Source organism: Brucella pseudogrignonensis, assembly GCF_032190615.1.
GTDB lineage: Bacteria > Pseudomonadota > Alphaproteobacteria > Rhizobiales > Rhizobiaceae > Brucella > Brucella pseudogrignonensis_B.
This window is the reverse complement of sequence record NZ_JAVLAT010000003.1, coordinates 392978-416032: the sequence shown is the minus strand read 5'-3', so window position 1 is coordinate 416032 and position 23055 is coordinate 392978. Positions and strand designations below refer to the sequence as shown.

The window sequence follows — 23055 nt, the reverse complement described above, 5'->3', positions numbered from 1 at the left end:
GACGATTATTTGCGCTCTGATCTATTGTGCCGTGAAAGGCCGGCATATCAAAACAGCCTTCGTCGTATAGAATGGAACAGGACTGTCAGCCAACCAGGAACTCTCGCGATGCGATGATTGCCAGTCAAGATTCTTGCATGTTTTTACGGGCGTCGGTGCATGAAGCCGATAATAGACAGATTCGGGTCTTTGATGTTTGGTTACAGGCTTAACTCTTTCACACGGACGGAATCCGGGCGTGCGGATGCCAGCATTCGATTGAGAATGTGGCATCCGAGTTTGACTTCGGTTTGCTGATTGGCAAACTTGCGTGAGCGAAGACGGTCGCGATTGACGGACTTATACCGGCCCATGGCCGTTTCCACATGAGACCGTTTTCCATAACCGGTTACGGCCTGCCACTTCATCCGGCCATGCTCGGCGATTGTTTGCGTGTGCCAGTCCCGCTGATCCGGTGGGCCATACATGTCCATTGTTAATTGTCGGGCCCGCGGTGGAACAATGACGCTTACACCCGGACTGTGCTGGCGGGCAGACCTGTAGGTTTCATCACTGTCATAAGCTCCATCAGCAGTGACGCTTGCGATGGGCTGGTCAATCTGGTCAAGCAAAGCTGTGAATTGGCTGCTATCACTGCTGTTCTGATCGGTCAGGACTGCAGCGATAATTTCACCTGTGTCAGCATCGACGCCAAGATGCAGTTTGCGCCATTTCCTGGGGGATTTGCTGCCATGCTTATCCTCAAGCCATTGGCCTGCGCCATAAATCTTCAATCCTGTGCTGTCGACAAGAACATGAATGGGTTCATCAGGCGCGGTTGTAGTGTGCCGCCCCAGAGCCTTCAAAGACGACAAGCTGGCACAGCGCCTGCTTAATGTCGTATGATCAGGGACTGGCAGATCAAGGCCCATCAATTGCAACAAAGACATCATCAAGCCTTCAGTCTGGCGCAAGGGTTGATTGAAGACCTGCCCGCACATCAAAGATGTTTCAATCGCCAGTTCTGAATAGCGCGCCTGCCCACCGGGTGTTGTGCGGCGCGGGGCTGACCAACCCGCAATGGCATCTTCACTGATCCAGAAAGTGATGCTGCCACGCTGGCGCAAACCAGCATCATACTCAGGCCAGTTGATAACCTTGAACTTCTGCGGCGGTATCTTATGGCGTTGAGCAGCGTTATGTTTGAAAGGCATGAACGAGACCCCGAAGACGAAACGAAAACGTCAACGGCTAAAGCCTAATTCTCTAAGTTCAGTAAATCTGAACGCCTTCATGCACCAACGCCCTATATCGCCGTCCATCCCCCGAACAGGGGATGCTGCAAGGTTTTTCTCCGGCAATAAAGGCCATCTCACCGGAGATTTATCTAGCAACTCAAACAGGGCAACACCATGAACCGAGTAACATTAGCAGTTGTAACGCTGTTGGCCTTGGGCGCGACAGCAAACGCAGAAATCGTAAAGCACGATACTGCTTGGGGTGAGAACTGCAATAGTTCGAAAAGTTTCGCCGTGAAGCTGAAAAACATTGGTGACAGCCCGAAGGATTTCAGGGTTTGCCTCGAAAAGTCGCATGGCGGTTGGGGGTGCTTCACAAATCTGAACACTGCCCCCGGTGAGGTATATCCAAATGGCTGGGGCTTCATGGTGTGTAACGGAACTGGCCGTTACAAATGGTGGCAACGCGACACTGGAACCTATACACCGTTCGGAAATCCATAATTCCCCCAAATTACCACTGAACGGTCCCAAACGAGAAGAACGACCGTGCAAAGCTGTTCTTCTCGATATTGGCCGGGAATGGACTGGCATCATGGTGACAAGAATCATACCGAACACTCCACAAAGATTCTCAACGCTTACGGCGAGCGCTGCGGGTAGGCTGGCGTCACGAGTGATACGTGGTCCGATCTTAAACGCTATTTTCAGCACCCTACTGGTCGTTCTCCCTGTGGGAAACAGTCCGGCATCAGTTCTCCCTGCGGATGGCTGGACGTTTTTTGACAAGACATCCAATCAGCAGATGCCAGGCGCTCGCTATCGGTCGAGTGATCTGTTCGGTTCCCTGACATTCGACACGAAATCCAGACAATGGCGACTTCTGCTTGTTTCCGGCTATGATCTCCCATTGCCTGGCGGCATAACGCTTCGCGCTGTCTACGACGAGGATAAGACTCGCAACAGACCGCATCGCATTGAGACCCTTGATGTGGAACCGCAGCCGCTCGGCAGTCTGCCTCCAGAGATCAAGAATGGCGTGCCGTCCACGGCAAGTGCGCGGATAATCCAGCTCACATTGCCTCGCACCTTCATCATCCATCTTCAGGGAGCCGACCGCGTCATTGTCGATGCAGGCTCATTCCAGCACATGATGGCCATGAGAGGCTCTGCAAAGGCGATTGCGCAAATATATGTGGCGCTGGGTGAAGGACGCAGCAGTGAAGGGAAAACGATTACGGAAATTGTCAACAAATCGGGATCAACTGTTGATGCAACCGTCACGCCAGACACAATCCAGGTCGCGATGCCTGAGCACAACGTTGCAGCGACATCCTCTACGCCTATAGCCGAACCAAAGAACTTTCCAACTTTTCAATGTGGTGAACTTCAGATAGATGCAGACCTGGAGAGTTACTTCGAATGCGTTAACGATTATGTATCTCTATTGAAGACCATTGAAGGAACGAAATATTATAAAACCATGAAAGGTTGGCTGACAGATCATCTTAGCTATGATCTTTATACATATTCAGAACCAAAATATCCTATCAATTCCAAAATGCAGACTTGCGTGGAATTCATCTCATTCGTAGAGGAACGCTCATGTCTGCAGAAAGAAAAAATAAGATACTTCGATTATATTTCGGATCGTTATGACGTCGTCTATGCGATGATGCCTCTGGATTTTCTCGGTCCGGAGTTAAAGGAGGAGTTGGATGGCACCTTCGGCAGGCTCATGGAACCTTATGAGAAATTCAAAGCTGAACTCGAAGAACGTCAGCGGGAACTTTCCATCCAAATAGTAAGAGCGTTGAAGGAAGAATAGTAATGAGCGCTCTCATTATCTTCACGACTATATTCTTTGCGATGGTTCTGACCGGTTGCGATAGAACTGGCCGGACATTGAACGGAGCGTTTGCACAAGCCAACGCCAATCTAGCCGAAATAAACCATAATCTCCACGTTCGTTATGGTTCATGCCAGCTCGGCTACATCATGACGTCAAGAGGCTGCGAAGTGCCGGGATTGCGGTACAACAGCAATGGTCGCGCTTTCACATCTGATCGTTCAGGACGTTGGTACCGAAATCCGGCTTACGACTGATGGATAGAAACCGTTTGCTCCAAGCGTTTCGCTCAAATTGGCGGACTCCATCATATCGACGGAGCGCTGCTTGCACCAAGCCGCACGAGATCCATCTGACTGGAAGCCCCAGTCTTGCTGAAAATCGATTTGAGCTGGGATCGTACGGTTTCCCTCGTAACGTTGGACTGATCGGCAATATCAGACAGGCTCAACCCATTCACAATGCCAACAAAGACTCTCGTTTCCGCCGGAGACAGCCGATAACTGGCAGCAATCTGCGCAAGTCCGGAAACACGACCAGCCGCCGATCCTTCTCCCATCAGGACCGCCACCATCGGACCCGCAAAGAACTCTACTGCAGGACTGCCGCCAATTCTGATGAACCGAACACCCGAACCAAGATCGTTAAAGACTTTCGTTTCCCTGATGCCCTGCTGGCGAACCAGCAAAGAGCGCAAGGCCGATTGAATATCCGGGTTGGCGAACCTGATGCGCCCCAGTGGATCAAGCCCAGCTACTTTGCCGGAGGAAAGCGCCAGTTCGGCGACAGCAGAGGCCTTGATCACTCTGAGGTCTTCGTTGATCAACATGAAGGCCAGTCCGGTCGCCATGTCGATACCCTTGCCGAAATCTATCGCGGCCGTATGGAACTCGCCAGAACGGTAATAACGGAACACCCGCTGCAAATGCGGGGCAATTCGGGTCAGCACGTTGGCACGGTCGAGATTGCGGTCAATATCCGTGTCATCCGTCAGCGTGCTCAGCAGGAAGTAGCAGTTCTGGTCCTTGAAAAGGGTCAGGCCTACTCCCGTTTCAAGTCCATTCGGACGAATATAGTCGGAGTAATATTCGCTGCGGTTAAACTCTTCACGGGAGATGATTTCCTCGCCGACAATACCTCTTCCAACAGGAGTGGCCGCGACACGCCTCATCCATGGATTGAGGTTGCTGTAATAGCCTTCGTAATCATTGAGGGCGCGTTCTCGCCCTTCAACGCCAGAAACATATGCCACTGCACCGATATTGGCTCTGTAGTCGTGAAAGAACAACGTGGAAAGCGCTCCTGGCGTCACATTGTTCAGTCTGTCCAGAAAGCTTTGCCAGTCTTGTTCTCCAAGCAATGCCGCATAAATTCCAGCAACCAGTTCGTTGATCTGCGCTTCCGAATTCGACAGCATCCAATACCCCTCCCACAATTCTGTCGCGTACCTGCCTCACAGACGCCCCCGTCGCTTCAACAGATCTATCCCAAGCCTGGAACAAATTGCAGGAAATTCCGCAGAGGTTCAAGCCAACAAAACGCCCCACATCAATATCCGCATTTCTTGTCCAGGAGCTATGATGTCGCTTCGCTTTCTTTTCTGTTTTGTTTCCCTGCTAAGCGGCTTGTCGCAGTCGCTGGCGGTGGAGCATCCATCCTATTCCGGCCAGAATCCGTTCGATCTTCTGCAACGCAGCCTGAAAACACCAAGCGCGGCGGAGCGGGCCATCATCCGCAGCCATTTGGCTGACACGCATCCAGAAACCGCTGAAGGGTTGTTTTCAGCGGCTTGGATCGCGGGTGTAGACGGGCGAACAGAAACACAAATCAGGCTGTACGAGACTGCAATCGCAACCGATCCAGAACTGACCGTCGCCTACACCAATCTCGCACTCGCCCATGAGCAAGCCTCGCGGACGGAGGCGGCGCGTGATCTATACGATAAAGCGCTCGCCACGGCCCCCTTTGACGCCGACCTTGTCCGTAATGGGTTTTTCCTGCGCAAGGAGAAATTTGCAGACAAAAAAGCTGCGATGGACTTTCTCAATCAATGGGAACGAGAGATCGGGGATGTGGAATATGCTTTCGATTTCGTGCGTGGTCTCGATGCCGAGACTGATGGACGATATGCGGAAGCTGAAAAGTTTTATCAGAATGCAATTGGCAAAGATGCGCCCTTCGAGGTTTACGAGAAACTCGCTATCTTGCGGCGTGACAAACTCTCGAACGACACCATGCCGAAGGCCGAACGGCTTGCCTATGTATCGGAGTCTCTGTCGCCTTTGATACGCCCAGGTGGGGAAGCTTCGGCCTATTTCTTTGTTGGCCGGATGTTGCGAGATCAACTTGGCGCAAACCGCTATGCGGTTGAATATCTCAAGGCAGGCTTCGCCATCCATCCGACAGCAGAAGTCGCTGAGGAAATATTTCTGGCTATGACGCTCTACGATTTCGATGGAGCACAGTCATTCCTGGAAGGAGCGCAGCGTGTTCTGCCGGACAATTATTTCCTGAAAAATACTCTTGCGTGGCTGAACTACAATTTCCTGCCGCGCCTAGACAAAGCAACAGCGCTCGCACTTGACGCATTGAAGCTCGCCCCCCACGACGAGGGCCGCCTATCTTCGATCATGTCGTTTGGAACAGCTCATCAATCTTATGGAAATTTTGATGAGGCCTACGGATTCTATCGAGAAAAATTACTTCTCCCGTGGTCGGCGGTACGTCGCCAATATCTGCTAGAGGCAATGACGGAAAACAGGATTTCCGCCCAGCAATTCGCTGATGCCAAAGTTCATCTCGATGAAATCCGGTCTACAGGTAGCACGTCAGAAAATTGGCTCTCCTGGAAGTCGTCTTTGATCGAAAATGCAATGGCGCTGCAGAAGAAACCGTATGAGCCTCGGATTCCAGATTCTCTTCTTTTGGAATGGCAATTGGTTTTCGGACGCGACAAGCAAGTGGACGTTGCATTCGCCTTTGATTCCGATGTCCTTTTGCCAGAAGCATCTACCGTTCTGGATAAGGCGGCCGAGATATTGAAGTCGGTGCGAAGCATGGACGCCGCACTGTCAATCGAAGGTCATGCAGACGCAACCGGAAGCGTAGCGGTCAACGATGCCTTGTCTCTCCTTCGTGCGCGAGCGGTACAACGTTATTTCATCGACAAACATGGTATTGAACCGTCTCGCTTACAGGTCAATGGCTTTGGTATCCGCTATCCAGTCGCTTCCAATGAAAAGCGCAAAAGCCGGAGATTAAACCGACGCGTGGAAATCCGGCCTCTGGTGGCAGGCACTCAAAGTGCTTTGTCGCCGCCGCCGGCGCAGAAAGGAAGTGCTTTCGCACCTGATGCTTATCGCGCTGTTCTTGGTCAGGAACCGCCTCAAATCTGGGATGTGCGGGCCAACGTCAAACACCATAACCTCTACCGTGGGCGGAGCTACCGTTTTTCACCTGACGGAGACTACATCGCCTCCATTTCCAGCTATCGGGAAGCGACGGGCCAGACAACAGAAGCCATATACATTTACGATGCCGCATCTGGATACGTTGTTGCGCAGTTTCATGAGCCTCAGGAGATCATAGATCTGGTCTGGCGACCAGATGGGAACGCGGTCGCGTTCTCTACAGCTGACGGTTTCCTCAAACTCTATGATATCGAGGCGCGGAAATTTGTTTCTGTAACGCGGATGGGACCGGTTCGGATCGGTGGGCCTCTCGTATGGCTTCCCGATGGAAGCGCCATCGTGAGCGGTCAGCACCAGATGCGTGAAATCGTTGTGTGGAATCCGCAAACGCTTGCTGAGCTTCGACGACTGAGCGGGGTAAACTGGCCGCATGCGATGGGCGCAAGCCGCGACAGCCGCCATCTCGTGGTTTTCGACAATCGTCACCAGATGAGCGTATGGCATACGCGTGACTGGTCAGGTCCACGGAAAACCCGCGCTCCGATGATCCCCCTGCAACTCGAATTCCATCCTGAGCGCCCCTATGTCGCGTTCAACGCGAAATTCGAAGCCAGCGACACTTCGCTTGCGGTGATGGATTTTGAGCGAATGAAAACCGTCGCTACCTGGTCCGATAGCGGCACCTATTCCATCGGAATGTCCTCGACGGGCGAGACTTTGCTGGCTGTAAAGGATGAACAGACGTTCGTTTTCAATGTTCCTTCGTTGCACGCCATCGAAAAACTGCAAGCACAAGAAAATCCTGGACAATGAAAGAGGGGAAAAGGATGTCGTATACGTTCACCAGACGAACTGTTTTGTCCGGAGTCCCTGCGGCTGCGGCTACATCGTTCTTTCCTGAGTTTGCCTTGGCCGACTTCACATGCAGTGTCGAAAAGCAGAGCGGAAACTGGCATGTACAAGTTATCCCGATGCGTAAACGTAGCGCTTCAAGCGAAGCAAAGGCGGAAACCCTCGAAATCGTGCATACGTTTGATTACGGCACTGTTTCGCGTTCCGACCGCACTGTTCTCGAACCAGAACTGGGGTTTTCTATTGAACTCCGTACCGTAGGAAGCAAAATAATAGGCGGAAAGATCGATGTTTCCGCTTTAGCCTACACCGACAGGGCAGTCGTTACGCTCCGATCAGGGAAATCCGATCTCTATTACTGGGCCGGAAAGGATAAAGCAGACGACGTTGTAAACAAGCGGCTCAGCCATCGCAAAACAGACCGGATCTATTTCCAAATAACAGCAGCTAATGGACAATCAGTGCGCATGGAAGGATGGTTCTCTCCGGGAGCTAGAGGGCCATACGCATACAGCAAAATAGATGCGCCCGTTTCCGAATTCTTTTTGGATGCCTCTTTTGATATAGACAATCATACCATCGGCAACCAGATTTCCCATTTTCTGCGAAAGCAGTCCCCGGTGATTATAGAAACTGGCATGATACGCCAGAATGCCATGAAGATCGCTTTCATGCGGCAAGCTCTGGCGACCGAAGATTTCGAAAAAATCTATACCAAAGCACTGGCGGAACTGAATTCAGATTTTGAGCGCGATGTATCCTGCGGAACCTATGCAAGAGCGCCAGTCGATGAATTCGATCATTGCTTTCTAACAACCGCTTGTTGTGCAGTGCAAGGTCGTCCTGACGATTGCTTTGAATTGCAAACCTTGCGCAGATTCCGCGACAGATGGCTTCGGCGTCAGCCGTTCGGAGTGGCGGAAATCGCGCATTATTATCAAGTCGCTCCGAATATCAGCCGTACCATGTTAGCGAGCAGGGAGGGGCGAAAAAGACTTCGCAGCTTATATTGGCGCACGATCATGCCATGCGTTGGTCTGATCAGAATAGGCTGGCCCAGTATGGCTTATCGCTACTACAAAAGCATGATGAGGGAATTGGAGGTTTTGTACATTCATCATGCACAACATCGTAAATAGTGGCGCTGAATTGCTGTTTCCAGCAAGGTTGCAGCAACGGTGCTATAGATATCCTCGGATCAAGCATTATAGACGTGACTAGAAATCAATTTTATGGATATGGGGTTATGACGAACATCAAGTCTCTTTTACTGGCATCTGCCGTTGCAATCGTTGCTATAAACGGCGCGAAGGCCGCTGACACTATTGTTGACCAGGAACCAGTTCCGGTTGTTGCAGCTCCGTCATTCACCTGGAACGGTGCATATGTCGGTGGCCAGGTCGGTTATGGCTGGGGCAAGTCTGAATTCGAAGGCGGCATCAAGGTTAAGCCTGATGGCTTCGTTGGCGGTCTGTATGCTGGTTATAATTTCGATCTCGGTAACAATGTCGTTCTCGGCATTGATGGCGACGTCAGCTACAACAACCTGAAGGACAGCTACAGCGGGTCCGTTGATGATATTACGGGCGAAGTGGAAAGCAAGTTGCGTTGGTCCGGCGCTGTCCGTGCCCGTGCGGGTTACGCAGTTGACCGCTTCCTGCCTTACATTGCTGGCGGTGTAGCATTCGGCAGCGTGAAGAATTCGGTTTCCCTCACCGATGGCGTTGATGAGATCACCGTGTCTGAGAGCAAGACCTATACCGGTTGGACCATTGGCGGTGGCGTGGATTATGCCGCGACCGACAATCTTATTCTTCGTCTCGAATACCGTTACACCGACTACGGCAAAAAGGATTTCGATTTCGGCGAAGGTGTGGGGATTGAAGACAAGTTCAAAACGAACGAAGTGCGCGTCGGTGTGGCATACAAATTCTAAAATCTCTTGGTTCAATTCTGGTGAGAAGCAGCGTTCTCTCACCAGAGATAAGCTAGCGATTTCTATGATTAGGACTTCGATTTACTCCTGATTCCTTCACTTGCCGCCTTGTCATGAAGACTGGGCGGCATTTTATTCAACATTGAAAGAAACCGATGCGTGGCTGCCTATTTCAGTCCATGTAATTGATCGTCGCGCCAGCGGCGTTAGCGATAGCGGATCCGGCTACACCACCTGCGGTACCTGCTGCACCTGAAGTGCTTGTACCATTGGCTCCTGCGCTGCCTACCGCACCAGGCTGTCCAACAATACCGTTCGCTCCAGTGTGAATAAACCACACGAGTATGGATTACGAGACGTTCACTCACGAAATCGAATATGTTCCACCAGATCGCGATCCACAGGATGAGGACACGCCGCGAGCCCGATTGTTAATCTCGCAGTCGAGCAGGGATAATAGCCTTTGCGTCGTTGCAGGCATTTTTCAAGACAACACCTTGTTTAAGGATGTCTCAGTCCGGATCGGCGATGCTCAAGAGATAGCGGACTTAAGCGTGAAATTACGTGATATGACGGCTCCGACAAAAGAGGAATTGCTAAAAGAGAAGAGACAATTACGGAAACTGAGGAAAAAGAAAGCCCAAGAATGTTGATTGCCGCTGAGAACTGACCCGGTGGGGGTGCGGACGAAAACTTGGACTATCAGGGAGGTAGTTCATGTATTCCTACGAAGACCGGATGCGAGCAGTTGCGCTCTACATCAAGCTGGGCAAGCGCCCGAAAGCGACTATTCGCCAGTTGGGCTATCCAAGCAAGAATGCTTTGAAGGGCTGGTACCTGGAATATGAACACCATCTTGATCTGCGTTTAGGATTTGCGCCCCGAGCCCCTAAGTTCACACAGGCGCAGAAGGAAGTGGCTGTTGAGCACTACCGCACGCATGGTCGTTGTGTTTCTGCAACCATGCGCGCCTTGGGCTATCCCGGCCGTGCAACGTTGACAGCATGGGTTCGTGAGGCGTTTCCCGAAACTAGCGAAGCTGTCACTGGAAGAACTGGACGTCCACGATATCCTGATGCATTGAAGAAGGCGGGCGTTGTCGGGCTTTATACTCGGCAAGAAAGCGCGCAGGCCTTGGCCGAAAAACTCGGCGTATGCAGACCGACACTGTATAACTGGAAAAATCAGTTACTTGGTCCGGAGGCTCCCGCATTCATGAAACGCAAGAACAACTTACCGCCAGTGCCTGAGCGAAAAGAATTAGAGTTTCAGCTCGAAACACTGCAGCACGATATTCAGAAACTGCAGCTTGAGCACGACCTTTTGAAGAAGGCGAATGAAATTTTAAAAAACGATCACGGGCCTTGGTCCGCCTGTGCGCGGTAGAAACAGACTGTGCTATCTTGTTAATCGGAGGGGAGTTGCCGTTAGCTTATTGGAGGCATTTGACCCCGTTAAAAAACGTGGCACATGGGCTGTTGCGGACTTGAGAGTGGTGACGCCGCTTCGGCGGTGATCCCGGTTAGGAAATTGAATAATTTGCACGGCCTAGCCCCTCCTTGATTCAAAGGAGGAGAGGTCATGTCCAAGTCTATACCATCTAACACGCAGAATCTAAGGCGCATGAACCCGAGAGCTGCCGCCATCGATATTGGCGCGACTATGCATATGGCAGCCGTCAATCCTGACGCTGATGACATGCCAATCCGCGCTTTCGGGACTTTTACCCATGATCTGAACAATCTTGCTCACTGGTTCAAATCCTGCGGGGTCACCAGTGTCGCCATGGAATCGACAGGCGTCTATTGGATACCGGCTTACGAGATTTTGGAGCAGTATGGGTTTGAGGTAATTCTCGTCAATGCGCGTTATGCAAAGAATGTTCCTGGTCGAAAGACCGATGTCAGCGATGCGGCATGGCTGCGCCAACTGCACTCCTATGGTCTGCTTCGAGGAAGCTTTCGGCCGAATGCGCAAATTGCCACTCTGCGTGCATATTTGCGGCAACGAGAACGACTGGTCGAATACGCGGCCGCTCATATCCAGCATATGCAAAAGGCGTTGATGGAGATGAATCTTCAGCTTCACCATGTCGTGTCAGACATCACCGGCGTCACAGGCATGAGGATCATCCGGGCGATCGTTGCCGGAGAACGAGACCCGGATGTGCTGGCATCCTTGCGCGATACCCGTTGTCACTCCTCGGTCGAAACGATACGCGCATCCCTGGTTGGGAATGATCGGGATGAACACATCTTTGCGCTTTCCCAATCGTTGGACCTGTACGACTTTTATCAGCAAAAGATGCTCGAATGCGATCACAAGCTCGAGCAGGCGATCGCCACAATGACGCATAATGTCGAAAAGCCACAATCGCCGTTGCCTAAGATCAGAATAAGGACGAAGCAGCCGAATACGCCATCGTTTGATGTCCGGGCCGCATTATATGGCCTTGTAGGAACGGACTTGACGCAAATTCATGGCTTCGGTGCATTACTTGCTCTGAAGTTGATTGGTGAGTGCGGCACAGATTTGCGGGCATGGCCAACCGCCAAACACTTTACATCGTGGCTTTGCCTGGCTCTGGGCAACAAGATATCTGGCGGGAGACTTCTTTCGTCGAGAACGCGCCGATCATCGAGTCGGGCGGCCGCACTCTTGCGGTTGGCAGCTACCACGAATGGCCGAAGCGACACAGTGCTGGGTACGTTTTACCGACGTTTGGCAGGGCGTATCGGCAAGCAGAAAGCAGTGACAGCGACTGCACGCAAGATCGCTGTGCTCTTCTTCAACGCTCTTCGCTTCGGTATGGCTTATCGTGATCCTGGTGCAGAGGCATATGATGAGCGACATCGCGGCCGGGTTCTGGCAAGCCTACAACGCCGTGCTCGAGCTTTGGGATATCAGCTTGATCCCATCCCCGATGCAGAGAGTGTTTCTTAGGAAAGACCTGGGCGTCGATCTACAACTTCTGAGTAATCGGGAGAAAACGCTGTTGGTCGGCGCCCTAAAAGATCTTTATCAACTCCCGGATCTGCTTGCTGTCCGACATCAACGCCCATGAGACCAAATTGTATTAATTGAGAAGAGAGGGTTTTCGGCTCATCATAGCTTTATCAAAGGACGCAAAGATGAGACAGAAACCCGTTCCCCAAACGTCTTCTGCGGAGAAGACGATCAAAGATATCCGTCGTGCCACGCGTAAACATTATTCGGCCGAGGATAAAATCCGTATTGTTCTGGAAGGTCTGCGCGGGGAAGACAGCATTGCTGCGATCTGCCGCCGCGAAGGGATTGCAGAGAGCCTGTATTATAGCTGGTCGAAGGAATTCCTTGAAGCTGGCAAGAAGCGCCTTGCAGGCGACACCGCCCGTTCTGCCACCAGCGACGAAGTAAAAGCGCTGCGTCGTGAAAGCCGTGACCTGAAGGAGGCATTAGCCGACGTCACCCTGGAAAACCGCCTGCTCAAAAAAAGCATGATCGGGGATGGGGGCGACGACGAATGAGATATCCCGCCACCGAAAAGCTTGAGATCATCCGGCTTGTGGAGCAGTCGCATTTGTCAGCCAGGCAGACGCTGGAAAAGCTGGGCATTCCAAGGCCAACCTTCTATCGATGGTATAGTCGCTTCCTTGCCCACGGTGTCGAAGGACTGGAAGAGCGGACGTCCGCAGCTTCGCGGGTGTGGAATCGTATCCCTGACGATATCCGGGATCGCATCATCGCACTGGCGCTCGATCATGCCGACCTGTCACCGCGTGAACTGGCGGTGAAGTTCACTGATACGGAAAGTTATTTTGTATCAGAGGCTTCGGTCTATCGCTTACTCAAGGCTCACGACCTGGTCACGTCGCCAGCCTATATTGTCATCAAGGCCAATGACGAGTTCAAGGACAAGACCACGAGGCCGAACGAGATGTGGCAAACCGACTTCACCTACCTGAAGGTCATCGGCTGGGGATGGTTTTACCTATCGACCATCCTCGACGATTATTCCCGTTACATCATCGCCTGGAAGCTGTGCACCAGCATGAAGGTGGATGACGTCACCGATACACTCGATCTTGCATTGGCCGCCTCAGGCTGTGACAAGGTCAAGGTTGAGCACCGGCCGCGTCTGCTGTCGGACAACGGTTCGTGTTACGTCGCCTCCGATCTCGGCGAATGGCTGGAGAAATACAAGATCGACCAGGTTCACGGCGCTCCCGGCCACCCGCAGACGCAAGGGAAAATCGAACGCTGGCACCAGACGCTGAAGAACCGCATCCTGCTTGAAAACTACTTCTTCAAGGAGGACCTCGAAGCCCAGATTGCAGCCTTCGTCGAGCATTACAATCATCGCCGTTACCATGAGAGCCTCGACAATCTCACTCCCGCCGACGTCTACTTCGGACGCGCACAGACCATCCTGCTCGAACGCGAAAGGATCAAACGAGACACCATCAGAAAACGCCGCTTGAACCACCAGGCCAAAGCCGCTTAAATCAAACCCAAAACCGAGCCGGAAACTCCAATCTTCAAAAACACAAATAGTCTCAAATCATTCGACGACGGACAGCCAACGCCAAGGTCCTCGGCAACCGATGATATACTTCGACCACTCGTCGTTAAAATACGAACGGCTTCCCGTTTGAAATCTTCTGTAAATTCTCGCTGCTTCAATTCTAGGTCTCCTGTCAGTTTTATCTAACAGAAGCCCTTGTCTTATGAATTTTTGCCGAGGCTATAATAACATGCCAGTGGCGATAAGGGTTGGATCGAAGAAGGCCTGGTTTAAAGAACCGAAGTGGAGTGTGGTCACCCTTATCTTTTCAACTGTCCTGAACGGATACTTGGTCTTTGTGACCGTATGACAAGAATAGGAAGCGGAAAAGATTATGCGTGACGTTATCGGAATTGACGTTTCTAAAGCCTTTTTGGATGCTTATAAGACAACTACAAAAGAGCATAAGCAATTTCCTAATAATTCCCGGGGATGCTGCGCCTTGTTGCGTTGGCTCGATCATACCAAAGTAATTTTTGAAGCGACCGGCTCCTACCATAGAGTTCTTGAGAAAACCCTTGCTGAGACCGGAATAGCATTCGTCAAAGTTAACCCAAGGCAAGCCCGCCGCTTCGCTGAAGCCGCAGGGTTTATGGCAAAAACTGACAAAATAGACGCGGCCATGCTCGCCAAGATGGAGGCCGCACTTGATTTAAAAGAAAGCACAGTAAAAGTCGAACTATTACATGTGCTTAAAGAGCTATCGATGTCTCGATTAGGGCTCATCAAGGATCGCACAGCTACGGCTAACCGATTGCAAATAGCTCAGCAAGCTTTGGTGAGACGTCAACTAAAAGCTCGCCTTCGTTTCATTGAGAAGCAGCTAGCCGAGTTGGATGGCGCACTGATCGAGTTGATTGAAAGTGATGATCAATTGAACAGGCGCTATCAAATTCTCAGAAGCATTCCAGGTATTGGCGCAATCACCGCAATCACAATGTTGATTGAAATGCCCGAACTCGGAAGTTTGGATTCGAAAGAAGCCGCATCTCTCGCAGGTTTGGCTCCGCTTACCAGGCAGTCCGGAACATGGAAAGGCAACGCATACATCAAAGGTGGGCGAAGGACATTGCGATGTGCCATGTACATGCCAGCCGTAGTTGCTCTGCGCTTCAATCCGGATTTAAAGCAAAAGTACACCGCTTTAAGAGAAGTAGGAAAACCTGCAAAAGTGGCCATAACCGCAATCATGCGAAAGCTTATTATAATCGCGAACGCGCTGCTTAAACAGGAACGAATGTGGTCCGATAAAACTGCTTGATTAAAACGGATACTCCACTTTTGAAGGGGAAGTCCATTCCTAAAGATAGACGCAACGGAGATGACTTTTTCAAAGTTTTATCTGCACAGAAAAGACATCATTTAAACTGCTACCACGAGAGCTATAGCCGGGTAGTTTTTTATTTAAATTATAACCTTCAAAAAATGCCTAGCTCGTACGACATATAGAACGGTCTGCAAATAAGACACAGTGATCTTAGATAGCAATTCCATGAGAGTGACAGGCTTTCCAGGTTGCTTCTATTTCATTTCTCTGACGCTCCGCGTTCCAATTCAGCACATCAGCAGCAATCGTAGCTGCTTCTGCAATGAGGGCGGCTGAAAGACGACCTGACAGTGCTATATCGGTGCGACGGAATAAGAGGTCCGTTAGCCGACCTACATGTTCATTGCGACAAATCCAAGCGAGCTCGAAGCTGCTATATGCTGGAAGTGTAACTAATCCCGCCTGGTTGTAATCAGCTGCAATAAGTTTTGCTCGGGTGCCGTAACGATCAAAGAGATCAGATGCAACTTGGCTTATGCCGGTGACTTTTGAAAGATCTTCGATAAAACGGCCTTTCTCGGTAGCGCTAATCGGAAAATCCTTCCCGCCACCAATTGGCAGATCTGTCGTCGAACATGTTCGAGGTTTACCAAGGAGAGCAAGTACAATATCCGCTGCCTCTTCGGAGAAGCCGCGATAAGTCGTCCATTTGCCACCAATAAGTGACAGCACGGGTGTTTCAGTTTTCGGGATCAGATCTTTTTCGATTGAGTGATCACGGCTAATCTCCCCTGCGGCTATGCCTTCACTGCGAGGAAGAGGGCGAACGCCGCAATACGTCATTATTACTTCATTCGCTCGTATTTCAATGTCAGGGAAAACTTCTCGTGTCACATTTAAAAGATATTGGCGCTCTGCATCATCACACACTGCCAGTTCTGGATCTCGCACAGGGATGTCGGTTGAACCAACAAGGACATTGCCCATAAATGGGTAGAGTAGATTTACACGCCCATCTGCGGAGCCGAAGTAAATCATTCGACCGCCCAGCGCTTCATAAAGTCTTGAGTTGCGAACAATCAGGTGAGAGCCCTTGTTACCACCCATATATTGCGTGGCTACACCAAGCTTTTCGTTAACAACATCAATCCAGGCACCTCCGGCATTAATGACAATATCCGCATTCACGGTTACATTTCGACCTGTAAGCTCATCCGTCAAAATTATACCACTGCTGCAGGCTCCAGAAACTGAAACGTAATTGAGTGCAATGGATACCGGATTATCTTGCATACCATCGAGAAGCAGCTCAAGACCCAATCGCTCTGCATGCGTGATCCGCCCTTCGTAATAGATGCCACTGGCAACTACTCTCCTGCTTAACTCAGGCATGATGGATGTTATAGACCGTCGAAGAAGCATACGATGCCTGGGCATTGTTCGAAAATGCCGCCCGAACAGATCATAGAGGCACAGTCCGATCTCGGTAATAATCGCTCCACGATCATTGAGCTTTGCTTTCAGCCGAAAAAATCGCTTGATGGAGGGAATAATCCCCCCAAACCAAGAGTAAATCGGTAGCACGGTCTCCAGGGGTTTGACGTAATGCGGTGCGTTTTTCAGCAGTAGATTGCGTTCCATCGCTGATTGTCGAACGAGACGAAATTCGCCAGTCTCAAGATACTTGATACCACCATGGATGAGGCGCGACGGAGCCGCACTCGCGCCAGAACAAAAGTCCCCCTTATCGACCAGTAAGCAATCAATGCCTTGGGCAGAGAGGTCACGGAAAACACCGCACCCGTTGATTCCTCCGCCGATTATGAGTACAGAATAGTGTGATTTAACAGTGTCTATACGAGAAATAGCAAGGGTCATGAGTTGATTATAGCGACCTTTACGGCACTACCCTTTTCTGCAGTTTCCAGAGCCTGTGCTATATCCTTTAGTTCAAAGCGATGCGTTAGCATCGACTCAACTTCGATTTGGCCAGATGTAATCATGTCGAGCGACTTTTCGAACTGTAGCCGATTAAGCCCGAATGAACCGGTCACGATAAGCTCGTTATAATGGATGAGGTTAACATCCATGGTCGCCATGTCCGTGGATGAAAATCCGGCGAACAAACTTATCTTCCCGCGGTGACGAACAAGCGAGAGTGCATCATTGGCAAGCTTCGTCACTCCTATCGCGACTATAAGCTTATCGGCCCCAATCCCTTTTGTATGCTGACGTACGATTGCATTGAGATCCTCATTGACAGGGTCAACAACGATATCTGCGCCTGCAGCGATAGCGGCATGCCGGCGCGTCGGACTTGGCTCACTTACGATAATCTTGGCGGCACCAGAATGACGTGCCAACTTGGTGTGTAGCAAGCCAATCGGACCCGACCCAAGGATGACAACACTATCTCCGACTTCGATTCCTATCTTTTCCTGACCGTTGAGGACGCAGGATAATGGTTCGACAAGTGCTGCCTTTTCCCAACTAAGGGAAGTGGGAATCTTGAAGACGTTGCGCAATTCAACTGCCTTTGCCGGAATTCTTATATATTCGGCGAAGGCTCCGTCGATTTCGTATCCAATGGCGGTCAGATTTTGACAGATATTCTCATAACCACGCTTACAGTAGTCGCAGTAGCCGCAAGGTATGGCCGGACATACGGCAACAGCGTCCCCACAAACGAATTGGCTGTGACCGCCATTGTCGACAACCTCACCGGCAAATTCGTGTCCAAGGATCGACGGATAACGAACACCGGCTGTTTTTCTACCCCTAAAGATACGTATATCGGTACCACAAACAGTAGCCGCTTTGACGCGAATTAAAATATCGCCAGCCGATAATTTTGGATCGGCAACGGTTTGAAAGAGCAGATAATTCGGCTCTTTGAGTAAACCTGCTTTCATAGGACTCTCCCTTTTCCTGCACATTTGTGATCTTTGAAATATAAATATGCAAGCAGAAATACGGATTTTGCCAATTTCTTTTTAAAGAAAATCCCCATCTAACGCCGAATTTGAAAACTCATAATCTTTATGTCGATTAATTTGTATTTTAAAATCAGTTATTTGTTTGCTTATTGCAAAAGTCGTCCATGAAACCAGTTGACAAAAACTATATAAGGTGAACATTTAGACATGTTCAAATATAAATGTTCCGTAACGTGGGGCAAAATGGGTGGAGTGCCGTAAATCATAGCGCGGGGCAATTGATAGACGCTATCAACCAGAGAGGCTGATAGCGGAGGATCAACCGCGACATTGCTTCCCCCCGATACTAAAGAATTACGCCGCAGCAACCGGCGGTGAAGCGTTTCAACTGGGAGGTAGAAATGAAACTGTCCAAATTATTTATAAGCGCAGCTGTGATGTCCACCATCGCAGGGAGTAATGCTTATGCACAAAGCCAGCAAGACCTCATTAAACCTATCGACAAAGAGCTCACCTTCGTCTTCATCCCTAAGGTAATTCATCCTTGGTATGACGTCGTCGCGGAAGGCAGCAAATTCGCGGCAGAAGAATTTGCAAAGTCCGGCATAAAAATCAATGTCATCTGGGATCAGCCTCCGCAGGCGGACGTTGCAGATCAAAACCAGCGGATTGAGACGAATATCGGTCGCAAGCCAGATGGTCTTGCTGTCGCTTGCCTTGATAGAGCGACCAATGTTCAGCTTCTAACTGAGGCCAAAGAAGCAGGCGTCAATGTGACGACCTTTAACTCGTTCTGCGATGACAAATTTCCTTTCATAGGACCCAAAAGCAGCTATCAGGACGGCGCTGACCTTGGTGAGTTTCTTGCAAAGCACTTAAACGGTCAAGGCAAAATAGGCATTCTTGCTGGCAGCCTTACTGCGTCGGATCATGTCGAGCGCATCCAAGGTTTCAAGAAGGCGCTTGAGGCTTACCCAGACATGCAGATCGTGTTTGAGCAGCCCGACAATGATATTCTCGAAGAGGCCGTCACACTAACCGAGAATGCACTTCAAGCGAATCCCGACATCGCGGGGATCTTTGGCTCAAATGCATCCAACCCGATTGGTGCAGCCCGTGCTGTTAAGAATGCGGGCTTAGCAGGCAAGATAGCGATCGTCGGCATGGATGACTTGCCGGAATCTGTTGATGCAGTCTGCGATGGCACGATCACTGCGCTCAAAGCCCAACGCCAATGGGACATGGGTTATTGGTCGGTCAAGTACCTGGTCGCAGTAAACGAAAACCACACAATTCCGATGTTCCACGACACTGGTTCGCGCTTCATAACCAAGGAAGACTGTAAGTAATTACCAACATGGCGGAGCGTATCTATTGCGCTCCGCTCTGGAGACGCCACTATGTTACAGTACACTTTCGAAGCCAAGGACATTTACAAATCGTATGGCGTCGTTCATGCGCTAAAAGGCGTTTCAATCGGTATAAAGCCAGGTGAAGTTCACGCGATCATCGGCGAAAACGGCGCTGGAAAAAGCACGTTGATGAATATCTTTTGTGGCAAAACTCGACCATCAACAGGAACGCTTTATCGAGACAATGAAAAGGTCTCTTTCAACAAGCCCCTAGACGCCCAAAAATCAGGCATCAGCATCGCGCCGCAGGAAATAAATCTCGTACCCAATTTGACCGTTGCTGAGAACGTCATGTTGGGTGCCCATTCGATGTCAAAGATAACCATCAATTGGAAAAAGACACGTGAGAAGGCCATTCGGCACCTGCTCGAAATTGACAAATCTATCGACATCCAAAGCAAAGTTTTCGAACTGAGTAAAGCACAGCAGCAATTGGTTCAGATTGCGCGAGCGGCAGCGACTTCAGCTCGAATTCTTATCCTTGATGAGCCAACAGCTACACTGACCTCGCGCGAAACGGAGAAGCTTTTCAGCTATATACGTCGCTTTCGTGCTGATGGTGGTGCCGTATTCTATATTTCTCATCGTCTAGATGAAATAATGGAGCTATCCGATAGGATTACCGTGCTGCGAGACGGCTCCTATGTCTGTGAGCTTGACCCCAAGACAACAACCAAAGATGAGATGGTGCGCCAGATGGCTGGGCGCTTAGTTGGTCGTGGGAACCCAACCCCTCACTTGGGGGTTGAAAAACGTGATGTCGTACTCAAAGTCGATGGCCTAACGCGTCAAGGCGAATTCGAGAATGTAAGTTTCGAGCTTCACAAAGGAGAAATCCTTGGCGTCTCAGGTCTTGTCGGCGCCGGTCGTACCGAGGTTGCGAAGTGTATTTTTGGCCTCACGCAAGCTGATAGCGGCACCGTGGAACTTTTCGGACAGCAGCTTCTACGGCGCACTCCGCTCGATTGCATTGCCAAGGGCCTTGTCTATTTACCCGAGGAGAGAAAACAAGAAGGAATATTCCCACTACTAAGTATCACGGAAAACATGTGCATGCCGTCGCTCGACCGTTTCAGTGGAATGCTGCACATGCGCACCGCGGACATGCTCAAAGAAGTCGATGGCTTTATAGAACGACTGCGCATCAAACTTTCTTCGCCTTCTGATCCGATTACAAGCCTCAGCGGCGGCAACCAACAAAAGGTGATTATCGGCCGATGGCTGATGCAAAACGCGCGTGTTCTGATCATGGATGAACCGACACGTGGCATTGACGTCGCCGCGAAATTCGAAATCCAAGCCGAACTGCGCAGATTTACCGACAAAGAAGGGCTCTCGATCGTCTTCATTTCTTCCGAACTTGAAGAAGTGCTGGATGTCTCTGATCGCATCGTAGTCATGCACGAAGGAAAAGTTAAAGGAATTCCTGCCGCCGCAAGTGCAACGCAGGAATCGCTTCTACAACTCGCAATGAGCTAGGCACCCAAGGTCAAAACCTATGACAAACGACATCACCCTCACCTCTACAACTTCCCGGACAAAGCGAACGGGTCTTATAGCGCGGTTTTGGCAGTGGGAAGCCAGTGGAATTCTCGTCGCACTTATCGTTTTAATGATCGCCCTCTCCTTTGCTACGGACAATTTTCTTTCAACATACAACATGTCAGTTGTGGCCCGGCAGGCAGCATTCGTTGGCTTAGTAGCCTTGGGACAAACACTTGTCCTACTCGTCGGCGGCATCGACCTCTCTGTAGGGGCCGCGGCCGGTCTCTCAGCGATTGTTGGGTCACTCTTGCTCACCATGTTTGGTGTTAACCCTTACATGGTGATCCCGCTCACGATGGCTTTTGGTATGTGCCTTGGTTTCATCAATGGCTTTTTCGTCGCCGGTTTACGCCTCAATCCGTTCATCGTGACGCTTGCAACCTGGGAGATCTTTGCGGGCCTGACCATGGTCATCACCAAAGGATATCCCATCCGCCCACTTGGAGAGGCATTCAGTGTCTTTGGGAGGGGAGAAATATTCTCCATACCAATACCGGTGATATTTTTTATTGCATCCGGTATCGTGCTCATCTGGCTTCTCACACAGACCAAATTTGGACGCAATATATTTGCCGTTGGCGGCAACAGGGACGCAGCTCTTCTCGTTGGTATTCGCGCAAAATATGTTGAGTTCATGGTTTTCGGGCTTGCTGGAATGTTTGCTGCACTTGCAGGAATTCTATTCGCAAGCCGCATGGACGCAGGGCAGCCATCAGTGGGCGAAGGTTGGCTGATGGGTGCGATAACTGCAGCAATTCTTGGCGGCACCAGTCTTCGTGGCGGTCAAGGATCAATTGTAGGCACTATGCTTGGTGCTATGCTTCTAACTGTATTAGCCAATGGGACGGTTCTTCTTAACGTTTCGGGCTTTTGGCAACGCGTCATTGTAGGCGGTGCAGTTCTCGTTGCTGTGTTGGTCGACCTCTTCCGCCGTCGCAATTAGCGTGCCTTCAGTTAATTTCAGATGTGTGGCAATTGAATACGCCGTCATTTATAGGCAGACTGATACAATTTCGAAGAGAGAGTGTGGAACAAGTGTCTGATCTTAATGATGATCTAAGAACCAGGGCGGCCTGGCTCTATTACAAGGAAGGGTTAACCCAGGATCAGGTAGCCCGAGAGCTAGGAATGACGCGCACACGGGTACTTCGGATGCTTGCGGCAGCCAGACTAGACGGAACCGTTCAGATTCGCGTTATTTCCAAACACAGCCGCTGTGTAGAAATAGCACGTGAACTGGAACGGAAGTTCAAAGTCGAGCGCGCTATCGTGGTTCCAATGCCACAAAAGCCAGAAATGGTGCCGGAAATCATAGGAACAGTGCTTGGAGAATATCTTACAGACCTCTTGAACGAGAATATGACTATCGGACTCGGATGGGGCAAAACGCTAAGTTCTTGTCTTCAATCCGTCCCACAGCAAGAGCATGCAGGTGTTTCTGTGGTATCATTGTTGGGTGGGCTAACCAAAGTAAGCACATTTAATCCTTCTGAGTTCGCGTGGCGTCTTGGAGATCGGCTTTCGGCCGAAAGCTACCTTATTGCTGCACCTGTCTTTGCGCCGGATGAGCGGACCCGCGATGCTTTGCTGACACATCCAGGCATCCGAGAAGTGTTCCGCCGTTCTCAGAATCTGGATGTAGCTATCGTCAGTGTTGGTGACCTTTCGCCATCATCCACCTTTGTAAGCTACGGCCTGCTTGATAAAGAGGAAATGGTATCGTTGCAAAAGGCCGGGGCTATTGGCGACATCCTCTGCCGGTTTATCGATGCCGATGGCGTGATCGTGGATCATGATGTCAACCGCAGGGTCGTCGCTGTAGACCCAAGGACGGTGAGGACTGCACGCAAGATCGTATTGGCATCAGGTGGATGGCATAAACTCGCAGTATTCAAGGCAGCTATGAAATTGATTTCCCCGCATGTGATCCTGACGGACGAGCAGGTAGGCGAGCGGCTACTCGACGGCTAGTTGGGCCGCAAGGAGGAAAGTTTCGACGGCTCAATACGGTATGTGGTTTTCCCATTGGATTTCCACAACGGGAATTGCTGACGTAAATTTGCAGCACAAGTGGCGCAAAGCGCTGAT

The 23055-nt window shown here is 50.6% G+C and carries 17 protein-coding genes and 2 pseudogenes; 14 read left to right on the top strand and 5 right to left on the bottom strand.

Annotation, left to right across the window (positions count from 1 at the left end):
• Positions 1-200: 200 nt before the first annotated feature.
• A complete protein-coding gene (locus RI570_RS19740; protein WP_313830514.1) occupies positions 201-1193 on the bottom strand; it encodes an IS5 family transposase in 993 nt (330 codons plus the stop codon).
• Positions 1194-1391: 198 nt separating this feature from the next.
• Between RI570_RS19740 and RI570_RS19735 the strand changes: the two genes are divergently transcribed.
• The 3 genes from RI570_RS19735 (at position 1392) to RI570_RS19725 (ending at position 3323) form a co-directional block, all read left to right on the top strand.
• Positions 1392-1721, top strand: a complete 330-nt coding sequence (locus RI570_RS19735) for a hypothetical protein (protein ID WP_313830512.1) — start codon at positions 1392-1394, stop codon at positions 1719-1721.
• A 91-nt stretch (positions 1722-1812) separates the two neighbouring features.
• A complete protein-coding gene (locus RI570_RS19730) occupies positions 1813-3045 on the top strand; it encodes a hypothetical protein (RefSeq protein ID WP_313830510.1) in 1233 nt (410 codons plus the stop codon).
• A gap of 2 nt (positions 3046-3047) precedes the next feature.
• On the top strand, positions 3048-3323 hold the full coding sequence (locus RI570_RS19725; protein WP_313830508.1) for a hypothetical protein: 276 nt from the start codon (positions 3048-3050) through the stop codon (positions 3321-3323).
• A gap of 50 nt (positions 3324-3373) precedes the next feature.
• On the opposite strand, the gene RI570_RS19720 is transcribed toward RI570_RS19725, so the two are convergent.
• A complete protein-coding gene (locus RI570_RS19720) occupies positions 3374-4483 on the bottom strand; it encodes a helix-turn-helix transcriptional regulator (RefSeq protein WP_313830506.1) in 1110 nt (369 codons plus the stop codon).
• Between RI570_RS19720 and RI570_RS19715 the strand changes: the two genes are divergently transcribed.
• The 6 genes and pseudogenes from RI570_RS19715 to RI570_RS19690 all read left to right on the top strand — a co-directional run bounded on the left by RI570_RS19715 (position 4455) and on the right by RI570_RS19690 (position 13747).
• Positions 4455-7289 carry an OmpA family protein gene (locus tag RI570_RS19715; RefSeq protein WP_313830505.1) on the top strand — a complete coding sequence of 945 codons (2835 nt, stop codon included), beginning with the start codon at positions 4455-4457 and terminating at the stop codon, positions 7287-7289. The two genes, RI570_RS19720 and RI570_RS19715, sit on opposite strands and share 29 nt — an antisense overlap.
• A gap of 14 nt (positions 7290-7303) precedes the next feature.
• A complete protein-coding gene (locus RI570_RS19710) occupies positions 7304-8467 on the top strand; it encodes a CFI-box-CTERM domain-containing protein (RefSeq protein WP_313830503.1) in 1164 nt (387 codons plus the stop codon).
• A gap of 107 nt (positions 8468-8574) precedes the next feature.
• Entirely contained in the window at positions 8575-9264 is a 690-nt protein-coding gene (locus RI570_RS19705) for a porin family protein (protein WP_313830501.1), read from the top strand.
• A 717-nt stretch (positions 9265-9981) separates the two neighbouring features.
• Positions 9982-10626 (top strand): annotated as a pseudogene (locus RI570_RS19700) (transposase); the annotation flags it as partial.
• Positions 10627-10845: 219 nt separating this feature from the next.
• Positions 10846-12207 carry an IS110 family transposase gene (locus tag RI570_RS19695; RefSeq protein WP_313830500.1) on the top strand — a complete coding sequence of 454 codons (1362 nt, stop codon included), beginning with the start codon at positions 10846-10848 and terminating at the stop codon, positions 12205-12207.
• Positions 12208-12395: 188 nt separating this feature from the next.
• Positions 12396-13747 (top strand): IS3 family transposase gene (locus RI570_RS19690; protein WP_313828854.1). Its coding sequence is split into 2 segments (ribosomal slippage): positions 12396-12732 and positions 12732-13747, totalling 1353 coding nucleotides; the frame shifts between segments, so codons are not numbered across the junction.
• 65 nt (positions 13748-13812) lie between these two features.
• On the opposite strand, the pseudogene RI570_RS19685 reads toward RI570_RS19690, so the two are convergent.
• Positions 13813-13944: pseudogene (locus RI570_RS19685) on the bottom strand (transposase); the annotation flags it as partial.
• Positions 13945-14141: 197 nt separating this feature from the next.
• Between RI570_RS19685 and RI570_RS19680 the strand changes: the two are divergent.
• Complete coding sequence (locus RI570_RS19680) at positions 14142-15068, top strand: transposase (protein ID WP_240579606.1); 927 nt, start codon at positions 14142-14144, stop codon at positions 15066-15068.
• 216 nt (positions 15069-15284) lie between these two features.
• Here the strand turns inward: RI570_RS19680 and RI570_RS19675 are convergent, their stop codons facing one another.
• Positions 15285-16952 carry a glycerol-3-phosphate dehydrogenase/oxidase gene (locus RI570_RS19675; RefSeq protein WP_313830498.1) on the bottom strand — a complete coding sequence of 556 codons (1668 nt, stop codon included), beginning with the start codon at positions 16950-16952 and terminating at the stop codon, positions 15285-15287.
• Complete coding sequence (locus RI570_RS19670; RefSeq protein ID WP_313830496.1) at positions 16949-17986, bottom strand: zinc-dependent dehydrogenase; 1038 nt, start codon at positions 17984-17986, stop codon at positions 16949-16951. Before RI570_RS19670 ends, RI570_RS19675 begins: the two co-directional genes overlap by 4 nt.
• Positions 17987-18411: 425 nt before the next feature.
• Between RI570_RS19670 and RI570_RS19665 the strand changes: the two genes are divergently transcribed.
• The 4 genes from RI570_RS19665 (at position 18412) to RI570_RS19650 (ending at position 22938) form a co-directional block, all read left to right on the top strand.
• Entirely contained in the window at positions 18412-19359 is a 948-nt protein-coding gene (locus RI570_RS19665) for a substrate-binding domain-containing protein (protein ID WP_313830495.1), read from the top strand.
• 51 nt (positions 19360-19410) lie between these two features.
• On the top strand, positions 19411-20901 hold the full coding sequence (locus RI570_RS19660; protein ID WP_313830494.1) for a sugar ABC transporter ATP-binding protein: 1491 nt from the start codon (positions 19411-19413) through the stop codon (positions 20899-20901).
• A 19-nt stretch (positions 20902-20920) separates the two neighbouring features.
• Positions 20921-21910 (top strand): ABC transporter permease, encoded by a 990-nt coding sequence (locus RI570_RS19655; RefSeq protein ID WP_313830493.1) that lies wholly within the window; start codon positions 20921-20923, stop codon positions 21908-21910.
• A gap of 185 nt (positions 21911-22095) precedes the next feature.
• Positions 22096-22938, top strand: coding sequence for a sugar-binding transcriptional regulator (locus RI570_RS19650; protein ID WP_313830491.1), 843 nt, complete (start codon positions 22096-22098; stop codon positions 22936-22938).
• Positions 22939-23055 lie beyond the last annotated feature (117 nt).

Excerpts from the sequence above, each read along its gene's own strand:
- RI570_RS19740 (WP_313830514.1), bottom strand. The coding sequence starts at position 1,193 with ATGCCTTTCAAACATAACGCTGCTCAACGCCATAAGATACCGCCGCAG.
- RI570_RS19735 (WP_313830512.1), top strand. The coding sequence starts at position 1,392 with ATGAACCGAGTAACATTAGCAGTTGTAACGCTGTTGGCCTTGGGCGCG.
- RI570_RS19730 (WP_313830510.1), top strand. The coding sequence starts at position 1,813 with ATGGTGACAAGAATCATACCGAACACTCCACAAAGATTCTCAACGCTT.
- RI570_RS19725 (WP_313830508.1), top strand. The coding sequence starts at position 3,048 with ATGAGCGCTCTCATTATCTTCACGACTATATTCTTTGCGATGGTTCTG.
- RI570_RS19720 (WP_313830506.1), bottom strand. The coding sequence starts at position 4,483 with ATGCTGTCGAATTCGGAAGCGCAGATCAACGAACTGGTTGCTGGAATT.
- RI570_RS19710 (WP_313830503.1), top strand. The coding sequence starts at position 7,304 with ATGTCGTATACGTTCACCAGACGAACTGTTTTGTCCGGAGTCCCTGCG.
- RI570_RS19705 (WP_313830501.1), top strand. The coding sequence starts at position 8,575 with ATGACGAACATCAAGTCTCTTTTACTGGCATCTGCCGTTGCAATCGTT.
- RI570_RS19695 (WP_313830500.1), top strand. The coding sequence starts at position 10,846 with ATGTCCAAGTCTATACCATCTAACACGCAGAATCTAAGGCGCATGAAC.
- RI570_RS19680 (WP_240579606.1), top strand. The coding sequence starts at position 14,142 with ATGCGTGACGTTATCGGAATTGACGTTTCTAAAGCCTTTTTGGATGCT.
- RI570_RS19675 (WP_313830498.1), bottom strand. The coding sequence starts at position 16,952 with ATGACCCTTGCTATTTCTCGTATAGACACTGTTAAATCACACTATTCT.
- RI570_RS19670 (WP_313830496.1), bottom strand. The coding sequence starts at position 17,986 with ATGAAAGCAGGTTTACTCAAAGAGCCGAATTATCTGCTCTTTCAAACC.
- RI570_RS19665 (WP_313830495.1), top strand. The coding sequence starts at position 18,412 with ATGAAACTGTCCAAATTATTTATAAGCGCAGCTGTGATGTCCACCATC.
- RI570_RS19660 (WP_313830494.1), top strand. The coding sequence starts at position 19,411 with ATGTTACAGTACACTTTCGAAGCCAAGGACATTTACAAATCGTATGGC.
- RI570_RS19655 (WP_313830493.1), top strand. The coding sequence starts at position 20,921 with ATGACAAACGACATCACCCTCACCTCTACAACTTCCCGGACAAAGCGA.
- RI570_RS19650 (WP_313830491.1), top strand. The coding sequence starts at position 22,096 with ATGACGCGCACACGGGTACTTCGGATGCTTGCGGCAGCCAGACTAGAC.